The organism is Streptomyces sp. NPDC031379, from assembly GCF_055569615.1.
This window is the reverse complement of the sequence record NZ_JBVIIT010000007.1, coordinates 236,278-253,303: the sequence shown is the minus strand read 5'-3', so window position 1 is coordinate 253,303 and position 17,026 is coordinate 236,278. Positions and strand designations below refer to the sequence as shown.

Genomic DNA, 17,026 nt, shown 5'->3' with positions numbered 1-17,026 from the left:
TAGAGGTTGGTGCAGTCGCCCTTCCTTCACACATACCGACCGGTTAGTCTGGCCGGGTCAGAGCCGGCGCGCGCCGCGCGAATGTCGTGTCGAAGGAGACCGATGGTGGAAGCCGTGCAGGATGCGGGAGTCGTCGTCACCGGGGCGGGCGGGGGGATCGGGGCCGCGCTGGCCCGCAGGTTCGCCGCCGAGGGCGCCCGGGTGGTCGTCAATGACCTGGACGCCGTGAAGGCCAAGGCGGTGGCCGAGGAGATCGGCGGGATCGCCGTGCCGGGCGACGCCTCCGCGATCGTCGGCGACGCCCGCGAGGCGCTCGGCGGGACCGTGGACGTCTACTGCGCCAATGCCGGCGTCGCTTTCGAGGACGCGGGTGCCGGGGAGTCCCTCGACGAGGAGTCCTGGGCGCTGTCCTGGGACGTCAACGTCATGGCACACGTCCGCGCCGCCCACGCGCTGCTGCCGGACTGGCTCGAGCGGGGCAGCGGGCGGTTCGTCTCCACCGTCTCCGCCGCCGGGCTCCTCACCATGATCGGCGCCCCCTCCTACAGCGTGACCAAGCACGGCGCGCTGGCCTTCGCGGAGTGGCTGTCGCTGACGTACCGCCACCGGGGCGTCAAGGTGCACGCCATCTGCCCCCAGGGCGTCCGTACCGACATGCTGGCCGCCACCGGCAGCGCCGGCGACCTGGTGCTCCAGCCGACCGCGATCGAGCCCGAGGACGTCGCCGAGGCCCTGTTCCGGGGCATCGCGACGGACCGCTTCCTGATCCTGCCGCACCCCGAGGTCGCCGAGTACTACCAGGCGCGGGCCGCCACCCCCGACCGCTGGCTGGCCGGCATGAACCAGCTCCAGCAGAAGTGGGAGGCCGCCCGGTGACCGCCTCCCGGTACGCGGCCCGGCCCTGGCTGGCCCTCCTCGACGAAGCCCAGCGCGCACCGGTGGACCCCGCCGACTCGCTCGTGCACGCCCTGCGTGCCGCGGTCTCCGAGGCGCCCGAGCGGACCTTCCTCGCCTACTTCGACGCCCGGCTGAGCTACCGCGAGGTGGACGAGCTGAGCGACTCCGTCGCCGCCCACCTCGCCGCGCGCGGGCTGGAGCGCGGCGACCGGGTCGCCGTGCTGCTGCAGAACTCCCCGCACTTCGTCCTGGCCCTCCTCGGTGCCTGGAAGGCGGGCGCGACCGTCGTCCCGGTCAACCCCATGTACAAGTCGGCCGAGGTGGCGCACGTCCTGCGGGACGGCGAGGTGACGGCGCTGATCTGCTCCGACCGGGCCTGGGAGGCCTACCTCAGGGACACGGCCGCCGACTCGCCGGTGCGGATCGTGCTGACCGGCTGCGAGCGGGACTTCCAGACGCGCGAGGACCCGCGCGTGCTGACCTTCGAGCGACTGCCGCAGGCTCCCGACGCCGACGACCTCGTGGCCGTCGCCCGGCAGGGCGGCAAGGCCCCCGAGGGCCGCACACCGCGCCCGGACGACATCGCGCTGATCAGCTACACCTCGGGCACCAGCGGCACCCCCAAGGGCGCCACCAACACGCACGGCAACATCATGCACAACGCCGAGCGGCAGCGGACCGGGCTCGGCCTGCCCGAGGCCCCCGTCTACTACGCGCTCGCGCCCCTGTTCCACATCACCGGCATGGTCTGCCAGTTCGGCGCCTGCCTGAACAGCGCGGGCACCCTGGTGCTCACCTACCGCTTCGAGCCCGGGGTCGTCCTGGAGGCGTTCGCCGAGCACCGCCCGCACTACACGGTCGGGCCGTCCACCGCCTACATGGCGCTCGCCGCCCACCCGGACGTCACCCGCGAGCACTTCGACTCCTTCGTGAACATCTCCTCGGGCGGCGCCCCGGTGCCCCCGGCCCTGGTGGAGCGGTTCCGGGAGCGCTTCGGGCCGTACATCCGGGTCGGCTACGGCCTCACCGAGTGCACCGCTCCCTGTGCCTCCGTCCCGCCCGGCCTGGAGGCACCCGTGGACCCCGCCTCCGGGACGCTGTCCGTGGGCCTGCCCGGCGCGGACACGCTGGTGCGGATCGTGGACGAGCAGGGCGAGGAGGTGCCGTTCGGCGAGCAGGGCGAGATCGTCGTACGCGGGCCCCAGGTGGTCCCCGGCTACTGGCGGCGCCCCGAGGCCACCGCCGAGACCTTCCCGGACGGCGAGCTGCGCACCGGCGACATCGGCCTCATGGACGAACAGGGCTGGCTGTACGTCGTCGACCGCAAGAAGGACATGATCAACGCGTCCGGCTTCAAGGTGTGGCCGCGCGAGGTCGAGGACGTCCTGTACACCCACCCGGCGGTGCGCGAGGCGGCCGTCGTCGGCATCCCCGACGGCTACCGCGGGGAGACCGTCAAGGCCTACATCAGCCTCCGTCCCGGCGCCGAGACGGACCCGGATGAACTCGCGGTGTACTGCAAGGAGAGACTGGCCGCCTACAAATATCCGCGCCAGGTGGAGATCCTGCCCGACTTGCCCAAGACGGCGAGTGGGAAGATCCTCCGTCGGGAACTGCGTTCCCGCGCGCACGACGACAGCGACGCCGGTCAGTAGGCGACGAGGAAAGGCAGGTGGCGGCAGTGCCCAGGACGACGGACGGAGACGGGACGCCTGTTCCGCAGCGGCTGCTGGCCGCCGCCACCCGGCTCTTCGCCGAGCAGGGCTACGACCGTACCTCCGTGCAGGAGATCGTTGAGGCGGCCGGCGTCACCAAGGGGGCGCTGTACCACTACTTCGGCTCCAAGGACGACCTCCTGCACGAGGTGTACGCCCGCTTGCTGCGCGTCCAGATGGAGCGCCTCGACGCGTACGCGGGTGCCGACGAGCCGGTCGAGAAGCGGCTCAGAGCCGCGGCGGCGGACGTCGTGGTCTCGACGATCGACCACCTCGACGACGCGATGATCTTCTTCCGCTCCATGCACCAGCTGAGCCCGGAGAAGAACAAGCAGGTCCGCGCCGAGCGCCGGCGCTATCACGAACGCTTCCGCGCGCTCATCGAGGAGGGCCAGAAGACGGGCGTCTTCTCCACGGCCACCCCGGCCGACCTGGTCGTGGACTACCACTTCGGCTCGGTCCACCACCTGTCGACCTGGTACCGCCCGGACGGCCCCCTCACCCCCCAGCAGGTCGCCGACCACCTCGCCGACCTGCTGCTGCGGGCCCTGCGGCCTTAAGGGGGCCCGCCCCGCCGACTAGCCGATGATCTCCCTGAAGAACAGGACGGCCGGGGCGGCCGCGCCGCAGCCCACGCTCACCGCGGCCGGCCACGGACTGCCCGCCAGCGCTGCCAGGACGGTGGCACCGACGCCCGCCAGCACGGCCAGCAGGAACACCAGAGCGGCGCGCTGAGTGAGGAGCGGCCCGTCCCGTTCGGGCCGCGTACGGTCGGGCTGGGACACGTTCGGGCTCCTCACCTGGCGCCGCTGGCCGGGGCGCCCGCCGGCTCCCGGGACGGCGTGCGCACGCCGTCCCGGTCCGACAGCTGCCACGGGTCCTGCGCGGGACGGATGAGCGTGAAGTCGGTCCGGCCGTCCGCGAGCACACGGACGCCGTGCACCGCCGGTTCGGGCAGGCTGTTGTAGTGGAACGGCGTCGAGAAGTAGTAGGCGCCGGTGTCCGGGACGACGACCAGGTCGCCGGGCCGGAGCAACGGCAGCGCGCGGTCGCGTGCCAGCAGGTCGCCGGCGAAGCAGGCGGGACCCGCGACGTCCTGGCGCACGGGCCGCTCCCGCCGGGCCGTGCCGTGACCGTCGTGCGCCTCGATCCGCAGCGGCCAGGCGTCCGGGTTGAACACGGTCCGGGTGGCGACCTGCACGCCCGCGTGGGTGACGGCGATCGGGCGGCCCCCGGCGCTCTTGGTGTACTCGACGTACGCGGCCAGGAAACCGTTCTTGGCGAGGAGGGAGCGGCCGAACTCGGTGACGACCCGGTACCGGCCCTCGAAGAGCATCGGGGCGTGGGCCCGCAACTGTTCGACGTACGCCGCGAACGTGGGCGTGACCTCGTCGTCGGCGAAGTTGACGGGAAGCCCGCCACCGATGTCGATGCCCTCGATCCGGCCCGGGCCGAAGGCCGCCTCGACCTGGTCGGCGAAGTCCACCGCCTGCGCCACCCCGCGCGCCATGAGGTCGAGCGGGCAGCCCTGGGAGCCGGTGTGCGTGTGCACCCAGGTCAGCCACGGGTGCTCGCCGAACGCCCGCATCAGCCGTTCCCGGTTGCCCGGGTCCGCCAGCGGGATCCCGAACTTCGAGGTGCTCGTGGCGGTGCTCATCGCGGCGATGCTGCCACCGCCGATCTGGCAGTTCAGGCGCACCCCGATCCGTGACGTCGAGGGGCGGCGCGCGAGTACCTGCGCGATGCGCTCGAGTTCCTGGAAGTTGTCCGCGTTGACGGCCACCCCGAGGGCCAGGGCCCGCTCCAGCTCCGCCCGGGTCTTGGCGGGAGCGTCGAACACGATCCGTTCGGCGGGGAAGCCGGCCGCCAGCGCCCTGGCCAGCTCGCCCGCGGTCGCGACCTCACAGCCCATGCCGAGCCCTTCCAGCTCCGCGAGCACGGGCACGAGGCAGTTGGCCTTCGCGGCGAACGTGTGCAGGACGCCCGGCAGTTCGGGCGCGCCGGGAAAGGCGTCGCGCAGGGCACCGACCGTGGCCGCGACCCCGTCGAGGTCGACGAAGGCGGCCGGCAGGGCCTCTTCCGGGTCCAGCAGCCCCTGCCGTACGGCCTCCTGCAGGATGCGTTCACGCCGCGCGGCGGCGGGGGACACAGCGGTCATGGTGAGCCTTCCGAAGTCGGGATCGCGGGGGCCCGGGGGAGTGGTCCCCGGGCACAGTCCCAGGCTGGTCCCCGGGCCCGCCGGCCGTCTTCGTCGATTCGGCAGAGGTGTCCCTGCCCCGGCCGTCGCCGGACGGCACCGCCGCACCGCGCGGGCCGCGCCGTTGTGGGCGCCGACGAGAAAGGCGCCCGTCGTTGGTGCGGACGAACGACGGACCGGCCGGCGGCGTCACGGCCGTCACGGCCCCGCCGGTGGTCCCGGCCTCGGACCCGGGCCGTGCTCCCCCAGCCGCAGTTGCAGCTGTGCCAGCAGACGGGCGTCGGGGCTGTCGAGGTCGAGCCCGGAGACCTTGGCGATCCGGCCCAGCCGGTAGCGCAGGCTGTTGGGGTGCAGCGAGAGGCTGCGGGCGGCGGCGGACACGTCTCCGAAGTGGTCGAGGTAGGCCCGCAGGGTCTCCACGAGACGTCCGCCCTGCTCGGCGTCGGACGCGGCCAGCCGTTCCACCGATGTCCCCGGCGGCAGCCGCACGTCCCGCAGCGCCTCGACCACCTCCAGGATGCCGATCGTGTCCGCCACGTCCTCGACGCGTGCCACGGTGCGGCCGTCCTCAGCGCCGGTGAGGGCCCGGAGAGCCAGCTCGGCGTCCCGGCGCGACCCGGCCGCCGCGGCCAGCGCGGGGACCACCTCGCCCAGTCCCACTCCCACCTGTCTGCCGGTCGCGGCCGTCAGCTGTGCGGCCAGCGACGTCCCGAGCTTCGTCACCTGCTCACGGGCCGCCTGCGGGTCCCGGTCCAGCGCGCCCACCAGGACCAGGGCCCTGCCGCCCGCCGGCACGACCACCATCCGGTGGCCGAGCGCCGTGCAGTGCAGGCTGAGCAGGCCGTACATTCTCGAGGGGTCCTCGGCCGGCGCCCGCTCGGGAGCGCTGCCGCCGAGCCCCACCGCCAGCACGGCGCACGGCTCCTGCGCCGGCAACGCCATGCGCTCGGCCAGGAGTTCGGCGGACCCCCGCTCCTCCAGCAGCGCCCGCGCCGCGTCCTCCACCTGACGGCTGTCGGCGCCGCGGGTGCGGTGGTGCAGCAGGTGGGCGGCGGCCGCCCGGGACGCCGCGCGCAGGGCCTCCGCCGCGTTCGGGGCCAGCGGCCGGCCGGCGACCGCGGCCACCCAGACGGACCCCAGCACCTCGCCGCCCGCCCGGACGGCACACACCAGGCGCTCCGGGTTGTCCCCCTGGGCCCGCCGGTGCAGCACGTCGTCCGTCGTCCACAGGGCGCGGAACAGCCCCGCCTCCCGCATGGCGGCCACCCGCCAGGGCGGCACGCGCCGCCCCAGGATGGTCAGCCGGCGCATCTCGTCCACGTTCTCCTCGGTCGACGAGTGCGCCAGGACGCGGGACTCCGTGTCCTCGATGGTCACCGAGCCGCCGACCAGGGCGGCCACCGCATCGGCGAGCCCGTCGAGATCCCCCAGAGCCGGCCCGGCCGCCGCCGGCACCGGCGGCACCCCCGCCGAGGCCAGCCCGGCCCGCAGTACGCCCACCAACTGGTCCCACGGGCACCAGGCGGTGCGGAACAGCACCGCGGCGCCGGCCTCCTCGGCGACCGACCGCAGCGCGGCGCCGGCCCCCTCGGGACGGTCGGGGCCGAACACCACTCCGGTGGCTCCCGCGGCACCGGCCCGGCGCACGACGTCCAGCGCCTGGGCCGACTTCGCGTCGACGCCGACCGCGAGTAACAGCACCCCCGGCCTGATCTCGGGGTCCAGCACGTCCAGTACGCCGACGCCGCCCACGTGCACCGCCAGCCCCTCCGGTGCCGCATCCAGTTCCAGGACCCCCGGGCCCACGACGGACAGCAGCCGCTCCAAGGTCACCCGGGACTCCCCGGCCCTGCTCCACTCCGGGTGCTCCCGCAGGTCCGTCATGCTTCCCCCACTCGACGCTCCGCCGGCCCCCGGGCAGGTTCCGGAAGAGGTACGACATCACAGACGGGCCGCACGCTCAACGGCGCGGGGAGACACAGGGGGCGGCCCTCCGCGAAGGCCGCCCCCTGCCGGTGCCTTCTCAGAGGTACTTCTTCAGCTCCCGGCGTGCCAGCGACCGCTGGTGCACCTCGTCCGGACCGTCGGCGAGCATCAGGGTGCGGGCGCTCGCGTACAGCTCGGCGAGCGGGAAGTCCTGGCTCACGCCGCCCGCGCCGTGCAGCTGGATCGCGCGGTCCAGGATGCCGACCACCGCGCGCGGGGTGGCGATCTTGATGGCCTGGATCTCCGTGTGGGCGCCCCTGTTGCCGACGGTGTCCATCAGCCAGGCGGTCTTCAGCACCAGCAGCCGCAGCTGCTCCACGGTGACCCGCGCGTCGGCGATCCAGTTCTGCACCACACCCTGCTGCGCCAGCGCCTTGCCGAACGCGGTACGGGAGACGCTCCGCCGGCACATCAGCTCGATCGCCCGCTCGGCCATGCCGATCAGCCGCATGCAGTGGTGGATCCGGCCGGGGCCCAGCCTTGCCTGGGCGATGGCGAAGCCGCCGCCCTCCTCGCCGATCAGGTTCGACACCGGCACGCGCGCGTGGTCGAAGACCACCTCGGCGTGGCCGCCGTGCGAGTGGTCCTCGTAGCCGAAGACCTGCATGGCGCGCTCGACCCTCACGCCCGGGGTGTCGCGCGGCACCAGGACCATGGACTGCTGACGCCGGATGTCCGCGCCGTCCGGGTCCGTCTTGCCCATCACGATGAAGATCGTGCAGTCCGGGTTCATCGCCCCGGAGATGTACCACTTGCGGCCGGTGATGACGTACTCGTCGCCGTCCCGCTCGATGTGCGTGGTGATGTTCGTGGCGTCGGAGGAGGCGACCTCCGGCTCGGTCATCGCGAACGCCGAGCGGATCTCGCCCGCCAGCAGCGGCTCCAGCCACTGCTTCTTCTGCCGCTCGTCGCCGAACTGCGCCAGCACTTCCATGTTGCCGGTGTCGGGCGCGGCACAGTTCGTCGCGGTCGGCGCGAGGTGCGGGGAGCGGCCGGTGATCTCGGCGAGCGGCGCGTACTGGAGGTTCGTCAGCCCGGCGCCGTGCTCGGCGTCGGGGAGGAAGAGGTTCCACAGGCCCTGCCTGCGGGCCTCCGCCTTCAGCTCCCCGACCACGGCCGGGGTGTCCCAGGGCGACGCCAGCGCGGCCCGCTGCTCCTCGGCGACGGCCTCGGCCGGGTAGACGTACTCGTCCATGAAGGCGAGGAGCCTGGCGCGCAGTTCCTCGGTGCGCGCGTCGAACGCGAAGTCCATGTGCGGTCAGCCTTCCTGAAGAGTGGTCAGTCCGTGGTCGATGAAGACGGGCACGAGGTCGCCGATGCGGTCGAAGCCCTGCCCGACCGTCTGGCCCAGCGTGTAGCGGTAGTGGATGCCCTCCAGGATCACGGCGAGCTTGAACCAGGCGAACGCCGTGTACCAGGAGACGGCCGAGACGTCGCGCCCCGAGCGCGCGGCGTACCGCTCGATCAGCTCCTGCGGGGTGGGGTGCCCCGGCGCCTCGGCGGTGGTGGAGACGGGGGAGTCGGGCGTGCCGAGCGGCTGGCTGTACATCACCAGCAGGCCCAGGTCGGTCAGCGGATCGCCGAGCGTCGACATCTCCCAGTCGAGGATCGCCTTGATCCGGTCGTCGTCCCCGATCAGGACGTTGTCGAGGCGGTAGTCGCCGTGCACGACCGTGGGGGCGGGGGAGCGGGGCAGCTCCCGGCCCAGGGCCGCGTGCAGCTCGTCGATGCCGGGCAGGTCGCGGTTGCGGGAGGCGTCCAGCTGCTTGCCCCAGCGGCGCAGCTGCCGGTCCAGGAAGCCCTCCGGGCGGCCGAAGTCCTCGAGGCCCACCTCGGCGGGGTCCACCGCGTGCAGTTCCACGAGGGTGTCGACCAGGGACAGCACCGCGTCCCGGGTGCGCTCCGCACCGAGCGGCGCGAGCTGATCGGCGGTGCGGTACGGGGTGCCGGCGACGAACTCCATGACGTAGAACGGCGCCCCGAGCACCTCCTCGTCCTCGCACAGCAGCACCGGCCGCGGGACCGGCACCCGGGTCGGATGCAGGGCGCTGATCACCCGGTGCTCGCGCTTCATGTCGTGGGCGGTGGCGAGGACATGGCCGAGCGGGGGCCGCCGTACGACCCACTTCGAGGTGCCGTCGGAGAGCGCGTAGGTGAGGTTCGACCGTCCGCCCTCGATCAGCCGGCCGGTCAGGGGGCCGTTCACCAGACCGGGGCGCGCGCGGTCGAGCAGGGCGCGCAGCCGGTCCAGGTCGAGTCCGGGCGGGTGGTCGGCGCTCATATCAGCACTCCTACGAACGGGTTGACAATCACCCGACTCATGATGCCGACCGGTCGGTATGTCGTCCAGTGCATGTGCCGAACGAGACGCGAAACGTGACCGGAGCCACCATAGGCCGACGGCCCCCCGGCGCGCTGGCGGGGAGCCGTCGTTCCGGCTGGGTCAGTGGTCGTCCCAGTGGTCGCCGTGCTCGGCGTGCCGGTGTCCGTCGTGCAGATAGTCGACATGGTCGCCGTGCCGCACCTGTGCGTGCCCGCACTCGTCGTGGTGCACGTGCTCATGGCCCGTGTGCGCGGTGTGCCCGGCCGGCTCGCACTCGTCCCAGTGGCCCTCGTGCTCCCGGTGCAGATGGCCGTCGTGCGCGTAGTCGAGGTGGTCGCCGTGCGGCACGGCCGGGTGCCCGCAGTCCGGACCGTGGCTGTGTGTCCCGTGCTCGGTGTGTTCCTGGTGAAGGGTGGTCATGGTGCTCGCCTTCGGGGTACAGGGGTGCTGACGACGGTCAGGCTGCCACGGGAAAGGTGCATATCAGGGCATCCCGGTTGCGTGGCGCCCGAGTACCCCGGAGGGTCGTGGGCATGAAAGGCATCAGCTACCGCCGCTACGGCGGACCCGAGGTGCTGGAGTACGGCGAGGTGCGCGACCCCAAGGTCGGCCCCGACCAGGTGCTGGTCGAGGTGCGTGCGGCGGCCGTCAATCCGGTCGACTGGAAGTGCCGCGAGGGCTATCTCGACGCGCTCCTGGACGCCGTGTTCCCGGTGGTCCCCGGCTGGGACGTCAGCGGGGTGGTCGTGCGGCCCGGTGCCTCGGTCACGGAGTTCTCCGTCGGCGACGAGGTCATCGGGTACGTCCGTGAGGACTTCCTGTCCCGGGGCACCTTCGCCGAGTACGTCGCCGCGCCCGTCCGCACGCTCGCCCGCAAGCCGCGCAACCTCTCCTTCGAGGAGGCCGCCGGACTCCCGCTGGCCGGGCTCACCGCCTACCAGGTGCTCGTCAAGGCGCTGGAGGTCGGGCGCGGCGAGACCGTGCTGGTGCACGCGGCGGCCGGCGGCGTCGGCTCCCTGGCCGTGCAGATCGCCGCCCACCTCGGTGCCCGGGTGATCGGCACCGCGAGCGAGCGCAACCACGACTACGTACGCGGCCTCGGCGGCGAGCCGGTGAGCTACGGCGAGGGCCTGGCCGAACGGGTGCGCGGACTCGCCCCGGAGGGCGTGGACGCGGTCTTCGACACCATCGGCGGCGACACCCTCAAGGCCTCCGCCGCGCTGCTCGCCTCCGAGGGCCGCCTGGCGTCGATCGCCGACCCGGAGGTGGTGAGTCACGGCGGTCGCTACTGGTTCGTCCGGCCGGACGCCGAGGACCTGGGGAAACTCTCCGAGCTGGCCGAGCGGGGGGTGGTGTCCGTGCACGTCCAGGAGGCGTTCCCGCTGGAGCGGGCGGCGGACGCGCACCGGCTGAACCAGGAGGGCCGTACCCGCGGGAAGATCGTGGTGACGGTGGACCGGAGGACCGAAGGCGGCCCGGCGTAGCCCGTCAGAGGACGAGGACGGCCGCGCACACCGCCGTCGCCACGGCGCACAGCACCGCGGCCGTCGCGTGCCGCGGCGCGAGGGCGGGCGGCCGGGCCCCGGCCGCCAGGGCGCGGATCCGGTGGTGGGCCACCGTCAGGAAGCCGAGCCAGAGCGCACAGCACAGGGCGCACATCACGAGGCCGACGGCCGTCAGCCCGCCGTGCAGCGCGGCCTTCACGCCGAGTACCGCGGCCACCGTGGCCGACAGGGTCGTACGGCGCCAGGCCAGCCGGGTCCGCTCCGGCTGCAGCCCCGGATCCCGGTCCTCGGCGCTCACCCCTCCCATCCGACCAGCACCACGACGACCATCGCGACGGCCACCACCGCGACGACCAGGCTCAGCAGCGCCGGGAACCGGGACGCGGGCAGGTCCTCGCCGCGCCGCATCGCCCGCTCGCAGCGCACCCAGTGGTTCACCGCGCGCAGGGAACACAGCACACCGGCCCCCAGCAGCGCGAGCGCGAGACCGACCCGCCATGCCCAGCGCAGGTCGGGCAGGAACTGGTCCACCGCGAATCCGCCGCCGATCAGCGCCAGCGCGGTCCGCAGCCAGGCGAGAAAGGTGCGCTCGTTGGCCAGCGAGAACCGGTAGTCGGGCGTGCCACCCTCCTCCCGCACCTGCTCCGGCGCGAACCACAGCCGGATGTTCCGTACGAATTCGCTCACGCCGAGGACCCTACCGGCGCCTCACCGGCCGGCCCGCCACGCCCGTAGCCGCTCGTACGCGGCCAGCCCGTCGGGCACCCACTCCCACTCCCCGAGCCGCCGCCCGACCTCCTCCTCGGACAGGAAGTCGTACCACTGGACCTCCTCCGTCTGGGGCCGTACCGGCAGCTCGCAGCGGACCTCGTACACCGCCGACCACCAGCTGTTCCCGGCCCCGTCCTCGTACAGGAACTTGAAGAGGAAGGCCGGCCGGGGAAGGCCGCTCACGCCCAGCTCCTCCTCGGCCTCCCGCAGGGCCGCCTCGTCGTAGGACTCGCCCGCCCCGACGACCCCGCCGACGAACATGTCGTACAGGGCCGGGAACACCAGCTTGGTCGCCGTGCGCCGGTGCACGAAGAGCCGGCCGGCCGCGTCCCGGGCCTGGATGAACACGCAGCGGTGGCGCAGCCCGAGGGCGTACGCCTCGCCGCGCGGGTACTGGGCGACGACCTGGTCGTTCTCGTCGACGATGTCGAGGATCTCGTCAGCGGGGTTCATGCCCTCATCCAAGCAGGCGCCCGCGGCGCCGGTGCCGGGGGCGGCCCCGCTCAGCGCCGCTGCAGGTTTCGGGCCGGGGGTTCGGCCTCCGTCGCACCGCAGGGCATCGCCGGGTGCAGTCCGAGCAGCACGATGCCCGCGACCACGGCCGCGAGCCCGGCCGCCTCCCAGGCCAGCGCCCCGGTGTCGGTGCGCAGCCGGTCACCGAGGAAGCCCACCCCGCACAGGATCCCGGCGAGCGGCTCGGCGGCGGTGAGCGCGGGCAGCGACATGCGCAGGGGCGCCGTCTCGAACGCGCTCTGCACCAGGATCAGCCCGGTGACCCCGCACGCCAGCACGCCGTACGGCTGCCAGCCGGTGAACAGCTCCGTGAGGCCGCCCTCGGAGAAGCGGGTGCCGCTCACCCGGGTCAGCGCGTCCTGCACTCCGTACAGCAGTCCGGCGGCGGTGGCCAGCAGCACCGGGCCCCAGCTCAGCCGGGAGCGCTTGCCGTACGCGGTGAGCACGAGCGCCGCGCCCACCATGGCACCGATGATCAGCCAGTGCCGCAGCGGATCGCCGATGGCGCTGCCGCCACGCGGTTCGCCCGCCGTGATGAACGCGCTCACCCCTCCCGCGAGCAGCAGCAGTCCGGCCCAGCCCTGGCGGCCCAGCGGCTGTCTGGTCTGATGACGGGAGAGGGCGAGCGCGAACAGCAGATTGGTGGCGAGCAGCGGCTCGACCAGGGAGATCTCCCCCTTGCCGAGCGCGATCGCGCCCAGCACCATGCCGGCCACCATCAGACCGAGGCCGCCCAGCCAGCGCGGCACCCGCATCAGGTCGAGCAGCAGCCGGGGAGAGAGGAAGTCGTTGAGCGGTGCCCGCTGGGCGGCGTTCTGCTGGAGCACGAACCCGAAGCCCAGACAGCAGGCCGCACCCACGGAGAGAAGGAGTACCGGAACGGACACGCTGCGTACCTCGATCATCCGGCCGGACCACGGACGCGCAGTGGCCGACTGTAGTGCTCCCGGGACGGCATTGACCCGGAGAGTACCCGGAACGGGCGGTTGACTCGGTCACGCTGCCCGGTCGGTCGCGGGTCGGATCGGGGGTGGCGGCGGGACCGTCCGGTCATCGTCCGTGGCCGGGCCGCCCGGCGCCATGGCCTACGCCACACAAATCCACCCGGAACCGCTGAACAGGGACCGCCGGCCCGCCCGCCGGTTCCCCAAGTGCCCCTCCTGGCACGGAAGTTGAAGCCAGCAACACTCCGGTTCCGCTTGACGTGATCCTTGGCTCCGGGTTTGCTGTGAGTGATCGGCCGATGGCAGCCCGAGAAACAGGAAGACCCGCGGTGCCCCCAATCCCGCCTCTGCTCGGCGCTCGCCGGGCCCCCACGGATCCGCCCGGCGACACCGCCCCGGACGGCCGAGGCGCCTTCGACGACGCCCTCGACGACGCGGAGCTGCGCACCGCCCGGGCCGCATTGGCGCAGGGCCGCCGGCAGGCCGCCCGCTCCCTGCTGCTGCACACCGGCGACGACTGGGACCGCCGCGGCCACCGCCTCGCCGTGCTCGCGCGGGAGCCCTACGCCGCCGCCTGGGCGCAGGACTGGGTGCGGGCCGAGCCCGGGTCCGCCGACGCCGCCGCGCTGTACGCCCTGGCTCTCGTCCGGCGTGCCCGGCGCGGCAAGGAGGACCCCGACCGGGCCCGCGAGGCCTGCGCCACGGCCGCCGCGCTCGCCCCCGCCGACCCCACCCCCTGGCTCGGCCTGCTGCTGCTCGCCCGCGCCCTCGGCCCGGAGCGCGAGGTCCTCGGCGCCTTCGCCGAGCTGCGCCGCCGCCACCCCGAGCACCACCACGCCCACCACCTGCTGATCGCCCGCCTCGCCGAACGGCCCCCGGGCGGCCGGGCCGAGGCGCACGAGGTGTACGACCTCGCCGAGCAGGCGGCCGCCGAGGCGCCCGCCGACTCCCCGCTGGCCGTCCTGCCGGTCGTCGCGTACGCCGAGCGCTACCGGGTCCTCGCCGCCACCGGCCTCGCCCCGGCCGACCCGGCCGCCTCCGGGCACTGGACCGGGCCCCGGGCCCGCCGGATCCTGCGTGCCGGCTTCGACTGGTGGCTGGAGTGGGAGCACGACGAGCACCCCCGCCGCCACCTCGACCTCAACCACCTCGCCTTCGCCCTGTCCTGCGCCGGCCGCCCGGCCGAGGCGGCGGCCCTGTTCCGGCGCATCGGCGAGCACGCCACCCCGGCACCCTGGTCGTACGCGCACCGCGACCCCCTGGCGGCCTTCCACGCGGCCCGCGTCCATGCGCTCGGCCAGTGAGAAAAAGCGGTCTTCGGGACGTGGACAAGAACGTGGAGCCAGAACGCGGACGAGAGCAGACGAGAAGTGATGACGAAAATCTGACCGGCGACCCCGATCCCTGGCCCCGCAGGGCCCCGAGTGCTCGAATGAACACGTGAACCCCGAACAACCCGAGGAGCGGGACGGCCGGCCGATCGGTCGCCGCGTCTTCCTCGGCACCCTCGGCCTGGGCGCGCTCGGCGTCATCGCCGCGCCCCCGCTCCAACGCGGCCTCGAAGGCTTCCTCGGCAGCGTCGCCGGCCAGGACCCCACGGGTCTGACCGGCCTGCTGCCCAACGGCGGCGGCTTCCGCTACTACTCCGTCGCCGCTTCCGTCCCGCACAGAAGTGCCGCCGACTACCGCCTCACCATCGACGGACTGGTCGACCACCCGCGCGGCTACACCCTCGCCGAACTGCGCGCCCTGCCACGGACCCGGCTGGTCAGGGACGTGCAGTGCGTCACGGGCTGGCGGGTTCCCGGCACCCCCTTCGAGGGCGTCCGCCTCTCCCGCCTGCTGGACGCCGCCGGGGTCCGCCCCTCCGCCAAGGCGCTCCGCTTCACCTGCTTCGACGGCACCTACACCGAGAGCCTCACCCTGGACCAGGCCCGCCGCCCGGACGTGCTGGTCGCCCTGCGCATGCAGGACAAGGACATCGGTCACGACCACGGCGGCCCGGTCCGTCTCTACGTCGCCCCGATGTACTTCTACAAGTCCGCCAAATGGCTGTCCGGGATCACGGTCACCGACCGGGTCACGCCCGGCTACTGGGAGGACCGCGGATACGACGTCGACGCCTGGGTCGGCCGCTCGAACGGACGGACCGATGAGCCTACGAGCTGAGACCACGGCACCGCCGGGCGCCCGGGTCCGCCGCTTCGGCCGGGCCGAGCGGTGGGTGCACCGTACGACGGCGGCGCTGATGGGCGTGTGCGTGGTGACCGCGGCGTTCCTGTACATCCCGCAGCTGGCGGTCATGGTCGGCCGCCGCGAACTGGTCGTCCGCGTCCACGAGTGGGCGGGCCTCGCGCTGCCGGTGCCCGTCCTGCTGGGCCTCGCCTCCCGCGCCTTCCGCACCGACCTGCGCTTCCTGAACCGCTTCGGCCCGCACGACCGGCTCTGGCTGCGCGCCGCCCTGCGCCGCGACAGACGGCACGCCTCGCGCCCGGCCGGGAAGTTCAACGCCGGCCAGAAGGTCTACGCGGCCTGGATCGCCGGGGCGACGCTGGTCATGCTCGGCACGGGCCTGATGATGTGGTTCACCCGCCTCACGCCGCTGATGTGGCGGACCTCGGCCACGTTCGTCCACGACTGGCTGGCCCTGACCATCGGCGTGGTCCTCGCGGGTCACATCGGCATGGCCCTCGGTGACCCGGAGGCGAGAAGGGGGCTGCGGACGGGGACGGTGACGAGGGAGTGGGCGGAGCGGGAGCACCCCTTGTGGCGTCCCTGATGGCTTTGGCCCCCGCGCGGCCCGCCGTCCCGGGACCGGCGGGCCGACGGCGCCTCGTGGGGCGCCGACGCGGGGTAAGCGGAACCTACGCTTCCAGAAAGGAAAATGGAAGCCCCGATTCCTGTTGACCCTTCGGCGGGCGAGGAAGCACCCTGAACCCCACGCGCCACAAGGGAGCACAGGATGAGCCGAGCCACCGACACCCTCCGCGTCGTCGAGTACTGGACCGACAAGGACGCCCACGTGATCTTCCCCGTCCGGCGAAGCGAGGAAGTCGACCGCATGAGCGACGCGCAGCTCATCTCGGCGTACGGGAACCCCGAGGACGGGGCGGTCGCCCGCATCGTCCACTAGGCGGGCGCGGCTCAGCCGGCGAAGTCCAGCAGCACCTTGCACGACCGTGCCCGGTCGGCGGCGAGCGCGAACGCGCCCTCGGCATCCGTCACGGGCACCACGGTACTGACCAGCCCGTCGAACTCCGCCCGGGCCGCCAGCAGTTCCAGCGCCTCGTCGAACTCGGCGGCGAACCGGAACGCCCCGCGCAGCTCGATCTCCCGGCTCACCACCAGGTTCCCGGCGAACGGGCTCTGCCCCGGCGGCAGCATCCCGAGCTGGACGACCACACCCCCGCGCCGCACCAGCCGAAGGCACGTGTCGAGACCGGCCGCCACCCCCGACGCCTCGACGGCCACGTCCACCTCCTGCGGCCACCCGGAGTCGTCCGGGTCGTCGGCCCGTACGGGCGTGTCGGCCCCGGCGACGGCCGCGTACCGCAGCGCCTGCGGTACCAGGTCGGTCACCGTCACCCGCGCCGCACCGGCCGCCTTCGCCGCCGCGACCACCAGGCACCCGATCGGCCCGGCCCCGGTCACCAGCACATGCCGGCCGGACACGTCCCCGGCCCGCCGCACCGCGTGCAGCGCCACCGCCATCGGCTCGGCGAGCGCGGCCCGCCGCAGCCCGAGTCCGTCCGGCACGACCCTCAACTGCCGCGCCGGTACGGCCACCTGGGCCGCGAAGCCGCCCTGTACGTGCGGGAAGCGGGCCGCGCTGCCCAGATACCGTGTGTCGCGGCAGACGTTGGCCCGCCCGTCGGCGCACTCCGGGCAGACCCCGCACGGCGTGGCCGGGTGCACGGCGACCGCCGTCCCCGGTTCGGGACCGGTGGCCCCGGGACCGTAGGAGACCACCGTGCCGACCACCTCGTGCCCGAGCACCATCGGCTCCCGGAGCCGGAAGTCCCCGACCCCGCCGTGCCGCCAGTAGTGCAGATCGGACCCGCACACCCCGCCGTACCGGACGGCCACCAGCGCCTCGCCGGGACCCGGCTCGGGGGCCGGCAGCTCCGCCACCCGCAGGTCGCCCGCGCCGTGGATCACGCAACCCAGCATGCCCG

The 17,026-nt window shown here is 73.7% G+C and carries 19 protein-coding genes; 8 read left to right on the top strand and 11 right to left on the bottom strand.

Annotated features, from left to right (window positions below; genetic code table 11):
- The first annotated feature begins 102 nt into the window (after positions 1–102).
- The 3 genes from ACZ5CW_RS12960 to ACZ5CW_RS12950 are packed head-to-tail and all read left to right on the top strand — an operon-like array spanning position 103 to position 3,172.
- Positions 103–876, top strand: coding sequence for an SDR family oxidoreductase (locus ACZ5CW_RS12960; protein ID WP_468600459.1), 774 nt, complete (start codon positions 103–105; stop codon positions 874–876).
- Positions 873–2,552, top strand: a complete 1,680-nt coding sequence (locus ACZ5CW_RS12955) for a class I adenylate-forming enzyme family protein (protein WP_468600457.1) — start codon at positions 873–875, stop codon at positions 2,550–2,552. The genes ACZ5CW_RS12960 and ACZ5CW_RS12955 overlap by 4 nt, the downstream gene beginning before the upstream one ends.
- A 26-nt stretch (positions 2,553–2,578) precedes the next feature.
- A complete protein-coding gene (locus tag ACZ5CW_RS12950) occupies positions 2,579–3,172 on the top strand; it encodes a TetR/AcrR family transcriptional regulator (RefSeq protein ID WP_468600455.1) in 594 nt (197 codons plus the stop codon).
- Between the two features lie 18 nt (positions 3,173–3,190).
- Here ACZ5CW_RS12950 and ACZ5CW_RS12945 read toward each other — a convergent pair whose 3' ends face one another.
- The 6 genes from ACZ5CW_RS12945 to ACZ5CW_RS12920 all read right to left on the bottom strand — a co-directional run bounded on the left by ACZ5CW_RS12945 (position 3,191) and on the right by ACZ5CW_RS12920 (position 9,538).
- On the bottom strand, positions 3,191–3,397 hold the full coding sequence (locus tag ACZ5CW_RS12945; protein WP_468600453.1) for a hypothetical protein: 207 nt from the start codon (positions 3,395–3,397) through the stop codon (positions 3,191–3,193).
- Positions 3,398–3,408: 11 nt separating this feature from the next.
- On the bottom strand, positions 3,409–4,770 hold the full coding sequence (locus ACZ5CW_RS12940) for a type III PLP-dependent enzyme domain-containing protein (protein ID WP_468600451.1): 1,362 nt from the start codon (positions 4,768–4,770) through the stop codon (positions 3,409–3,411).
- 237 nt (positions 4,771–5,007) lie between these two features.
- Positions 5,008–6,693: a helix-turn-helix domain-containing protein gene (locus tag ACZ5CW_RS12935; RefSeq protein ID WP_468600449.1), complete on the bottom strand. Its 1,686-nt coding sequence runs from the start codon at positions 6,691–6,693 to the stop codon at positions 5,008–5,010.
- A gap of 139 nt (positions 6,694–6,832) precedes the next feature.
- Positions 6,833–8,047 (bottom strand): acyl-CoA dehydrogenase family protein, encoded by a 1,215-nt coding sequence (locus ACZ5CW_RS12930; RefSeq protein WP_468600447.1) that lies wholly within the window; start codon positions 8,045–8,047, stop codon positions 6,833–6,835.
- Positions 8,048–8,053: 6 nt separating this feature from the next.
- The gene (locus tag ACZ5CW_RS12925; RefSeq protein WP_468600445.1) at positions 8,054–9,076 is read right to left on the bottom strand and encodes a phosphotransferase family protein; all 1,023 of its coding nucleotides are present in this window, start codon (positions 9,074–9,076) and stop codon (positions 8,054–8,056) included.
- A 162-nt stretch (positions 9,077–9,238) separates the two neighbouring features.
- Positions 9,239–9,538, bottom strand: coding sequence for a hypothetical protein (locus ACZ5CW_RS12920; RefSeq protein WP_468600443.1), 300 nt, complete (start codon positions 9,536–9,538; stop codon positions 9,239–9,241).
- Positions 9,539–9,651: 113 nt separating this feature from the next.
- On the opposite strand from ACZ5CW_RS12920, the gene ACZ5CW_RS12915 reads away from it, so the two are divergent.
- Positions 9,652–10,602, top strand: coding sequence for an NADP-dependent oxidoreductase (locus ACZ5CW_RS12915; protein WP_468600441.1), 951 nt, complete (start codon positions 9,652–9,654; stop codon positions 10,600–10,602).
- Between the two features lie 4 nt (positions 10,603–10,606).
- Here the strand turns inward: ACZ5CW_RS12915 and ACZ5CW_RS12910 are convergent, their stop codons facing one another.
- From ACZ5CW_RS12910 to ACZ5CW_RS12895, 4 genes are read right to left on the bottom strand one after another with little or no spacing between them, the layout of a single operon-like run.
- On the bottom strand, positions 10,607–10,930 hold the full coding sequence (locus tag ACZ5CW_RS12910; RefSeq protein ID WP_468600439.1) for a DUF202 domain-containing protein: 324 nt from the start codon (positions 10,928–10,930) through the stop codon (positions 10,607–10,609).
- Positions 10,918–11,310, bottom strand: a complete 393-nt coding sequence (locus ACZ5CW_RS12905; RefSeq protein WP_468600437.1) for a YidH family protein — start codon at positions 11,308–11,310, stop codon at positions 10,918–10,920. Before ACZ5CW_RS12905 ends, ACZ5CW_RS12910 begins: the two co-directional genes overlap by 13 nt.
- 21 nt (positions 11,311–11,331) lie before the next feature.
- Positions 11,332–11,847, bottom strand: coding sequence for an NUDIX hydrolase (locus ACZ5CW_RS12900; protein ID WP_468600435.1), 516 nt, complete (start codon positions 11,845–11,847; stop codon positions 11,332–11,334).
- Positions 11,848–11,897: 50 nt separating this feature from the next.
- A complete protein-coding gene (locus tag ACZ5CW_RS12895) occupies positions 11,898–12,794 on the bottom strand; it encodes a DMT family transporter (RefSeq protein ID WP_468600433.1) in 897 nt (298 codons plus the stop codon).
- A gap of 386 nt (positions 12,795–13,180) precedes the next feature.
- On the opposite strand from ACZ5CW_RS12895, the gene ACZ5CW_RS12890 reads away from it, so the two are divergent.
- The 4 genes from ACZ5CW_RS12890 to ACZ5CW_RS12875 all read left to right on the top strand — a co-directional run bounded on the left by ACZ5CW_RS12890 (position 13,181) and on the right by ACZ5CW_RS12875 (position 15,984).
- Positions 13,181–14,155: a hypothetical protein gene (locus tag ACZ5CW_RS12890; RefSeq protein ID WP_468600431.1), complete on the top strand. Its 975-nt coding sequence runs from the start codon at positions 13,181–13,183 to the stop codon at positions 14,153–14,155.
- Positions 14,156–14,291: 136 nt separating this feature from the next.
- On the top strand, positions 14,292–15,020 hold the full coding sequence (locus tag ACZ5CW_RS12885) for a molybdopterin-dependent oxidoreductase (RefSeq protein WP_468600429.1): 729 nt from the start codon (positions 14,292–14,294) through the stop codon (positions 15,018–15,020).
- Entirely contained in the window at positions 15,004–15,630 is a 627-nt protein-coding gene (locus ACZ5CW_RS12880) for a cytochrome b/b6 domain-containing protein (protein ID WP_468600427.1), read from the top strand. The genes ACZ5CW_RS12885 and ACZ5CW_RS12880 overlap by 17 nt, the downstream gene beginning before the upstream one ends.
- A gap of 183 nt (positions 15,631–15,813) precedes the next feature.
- Positions 15,814–15,984 carry a hypothetical protein gene (locus tag ACZ5CW_RS12875; protein WP_468600425.1) on the top strand — a complete coding sequence of 57 codons (171 nt, stop codon included), beginning with the start codon at positions 15,814–15,816 and terminating at the stop codon, positions 15,982–15,984.
- Between the two features lie 11 nt (positions 15,985–15,995).
- Here the strand turns inward: ACZ5CW_RS12875 and ACZ5CW_RS12870 are convergent, their stop codons facing one another.
- Complete coding sequence (locus ACZ5CW_RS12870; protein ID WP_468600423.1) at positions 15,996–17,021, bottom strand: L-idonate 5-dehydrogenase; 1,026 nt, start codon at positions 17,019–17,021, stop codon at positions 15,996–15,998.
- Positions 17,022–17,026 lie beyond the last annotated feature (5 nt).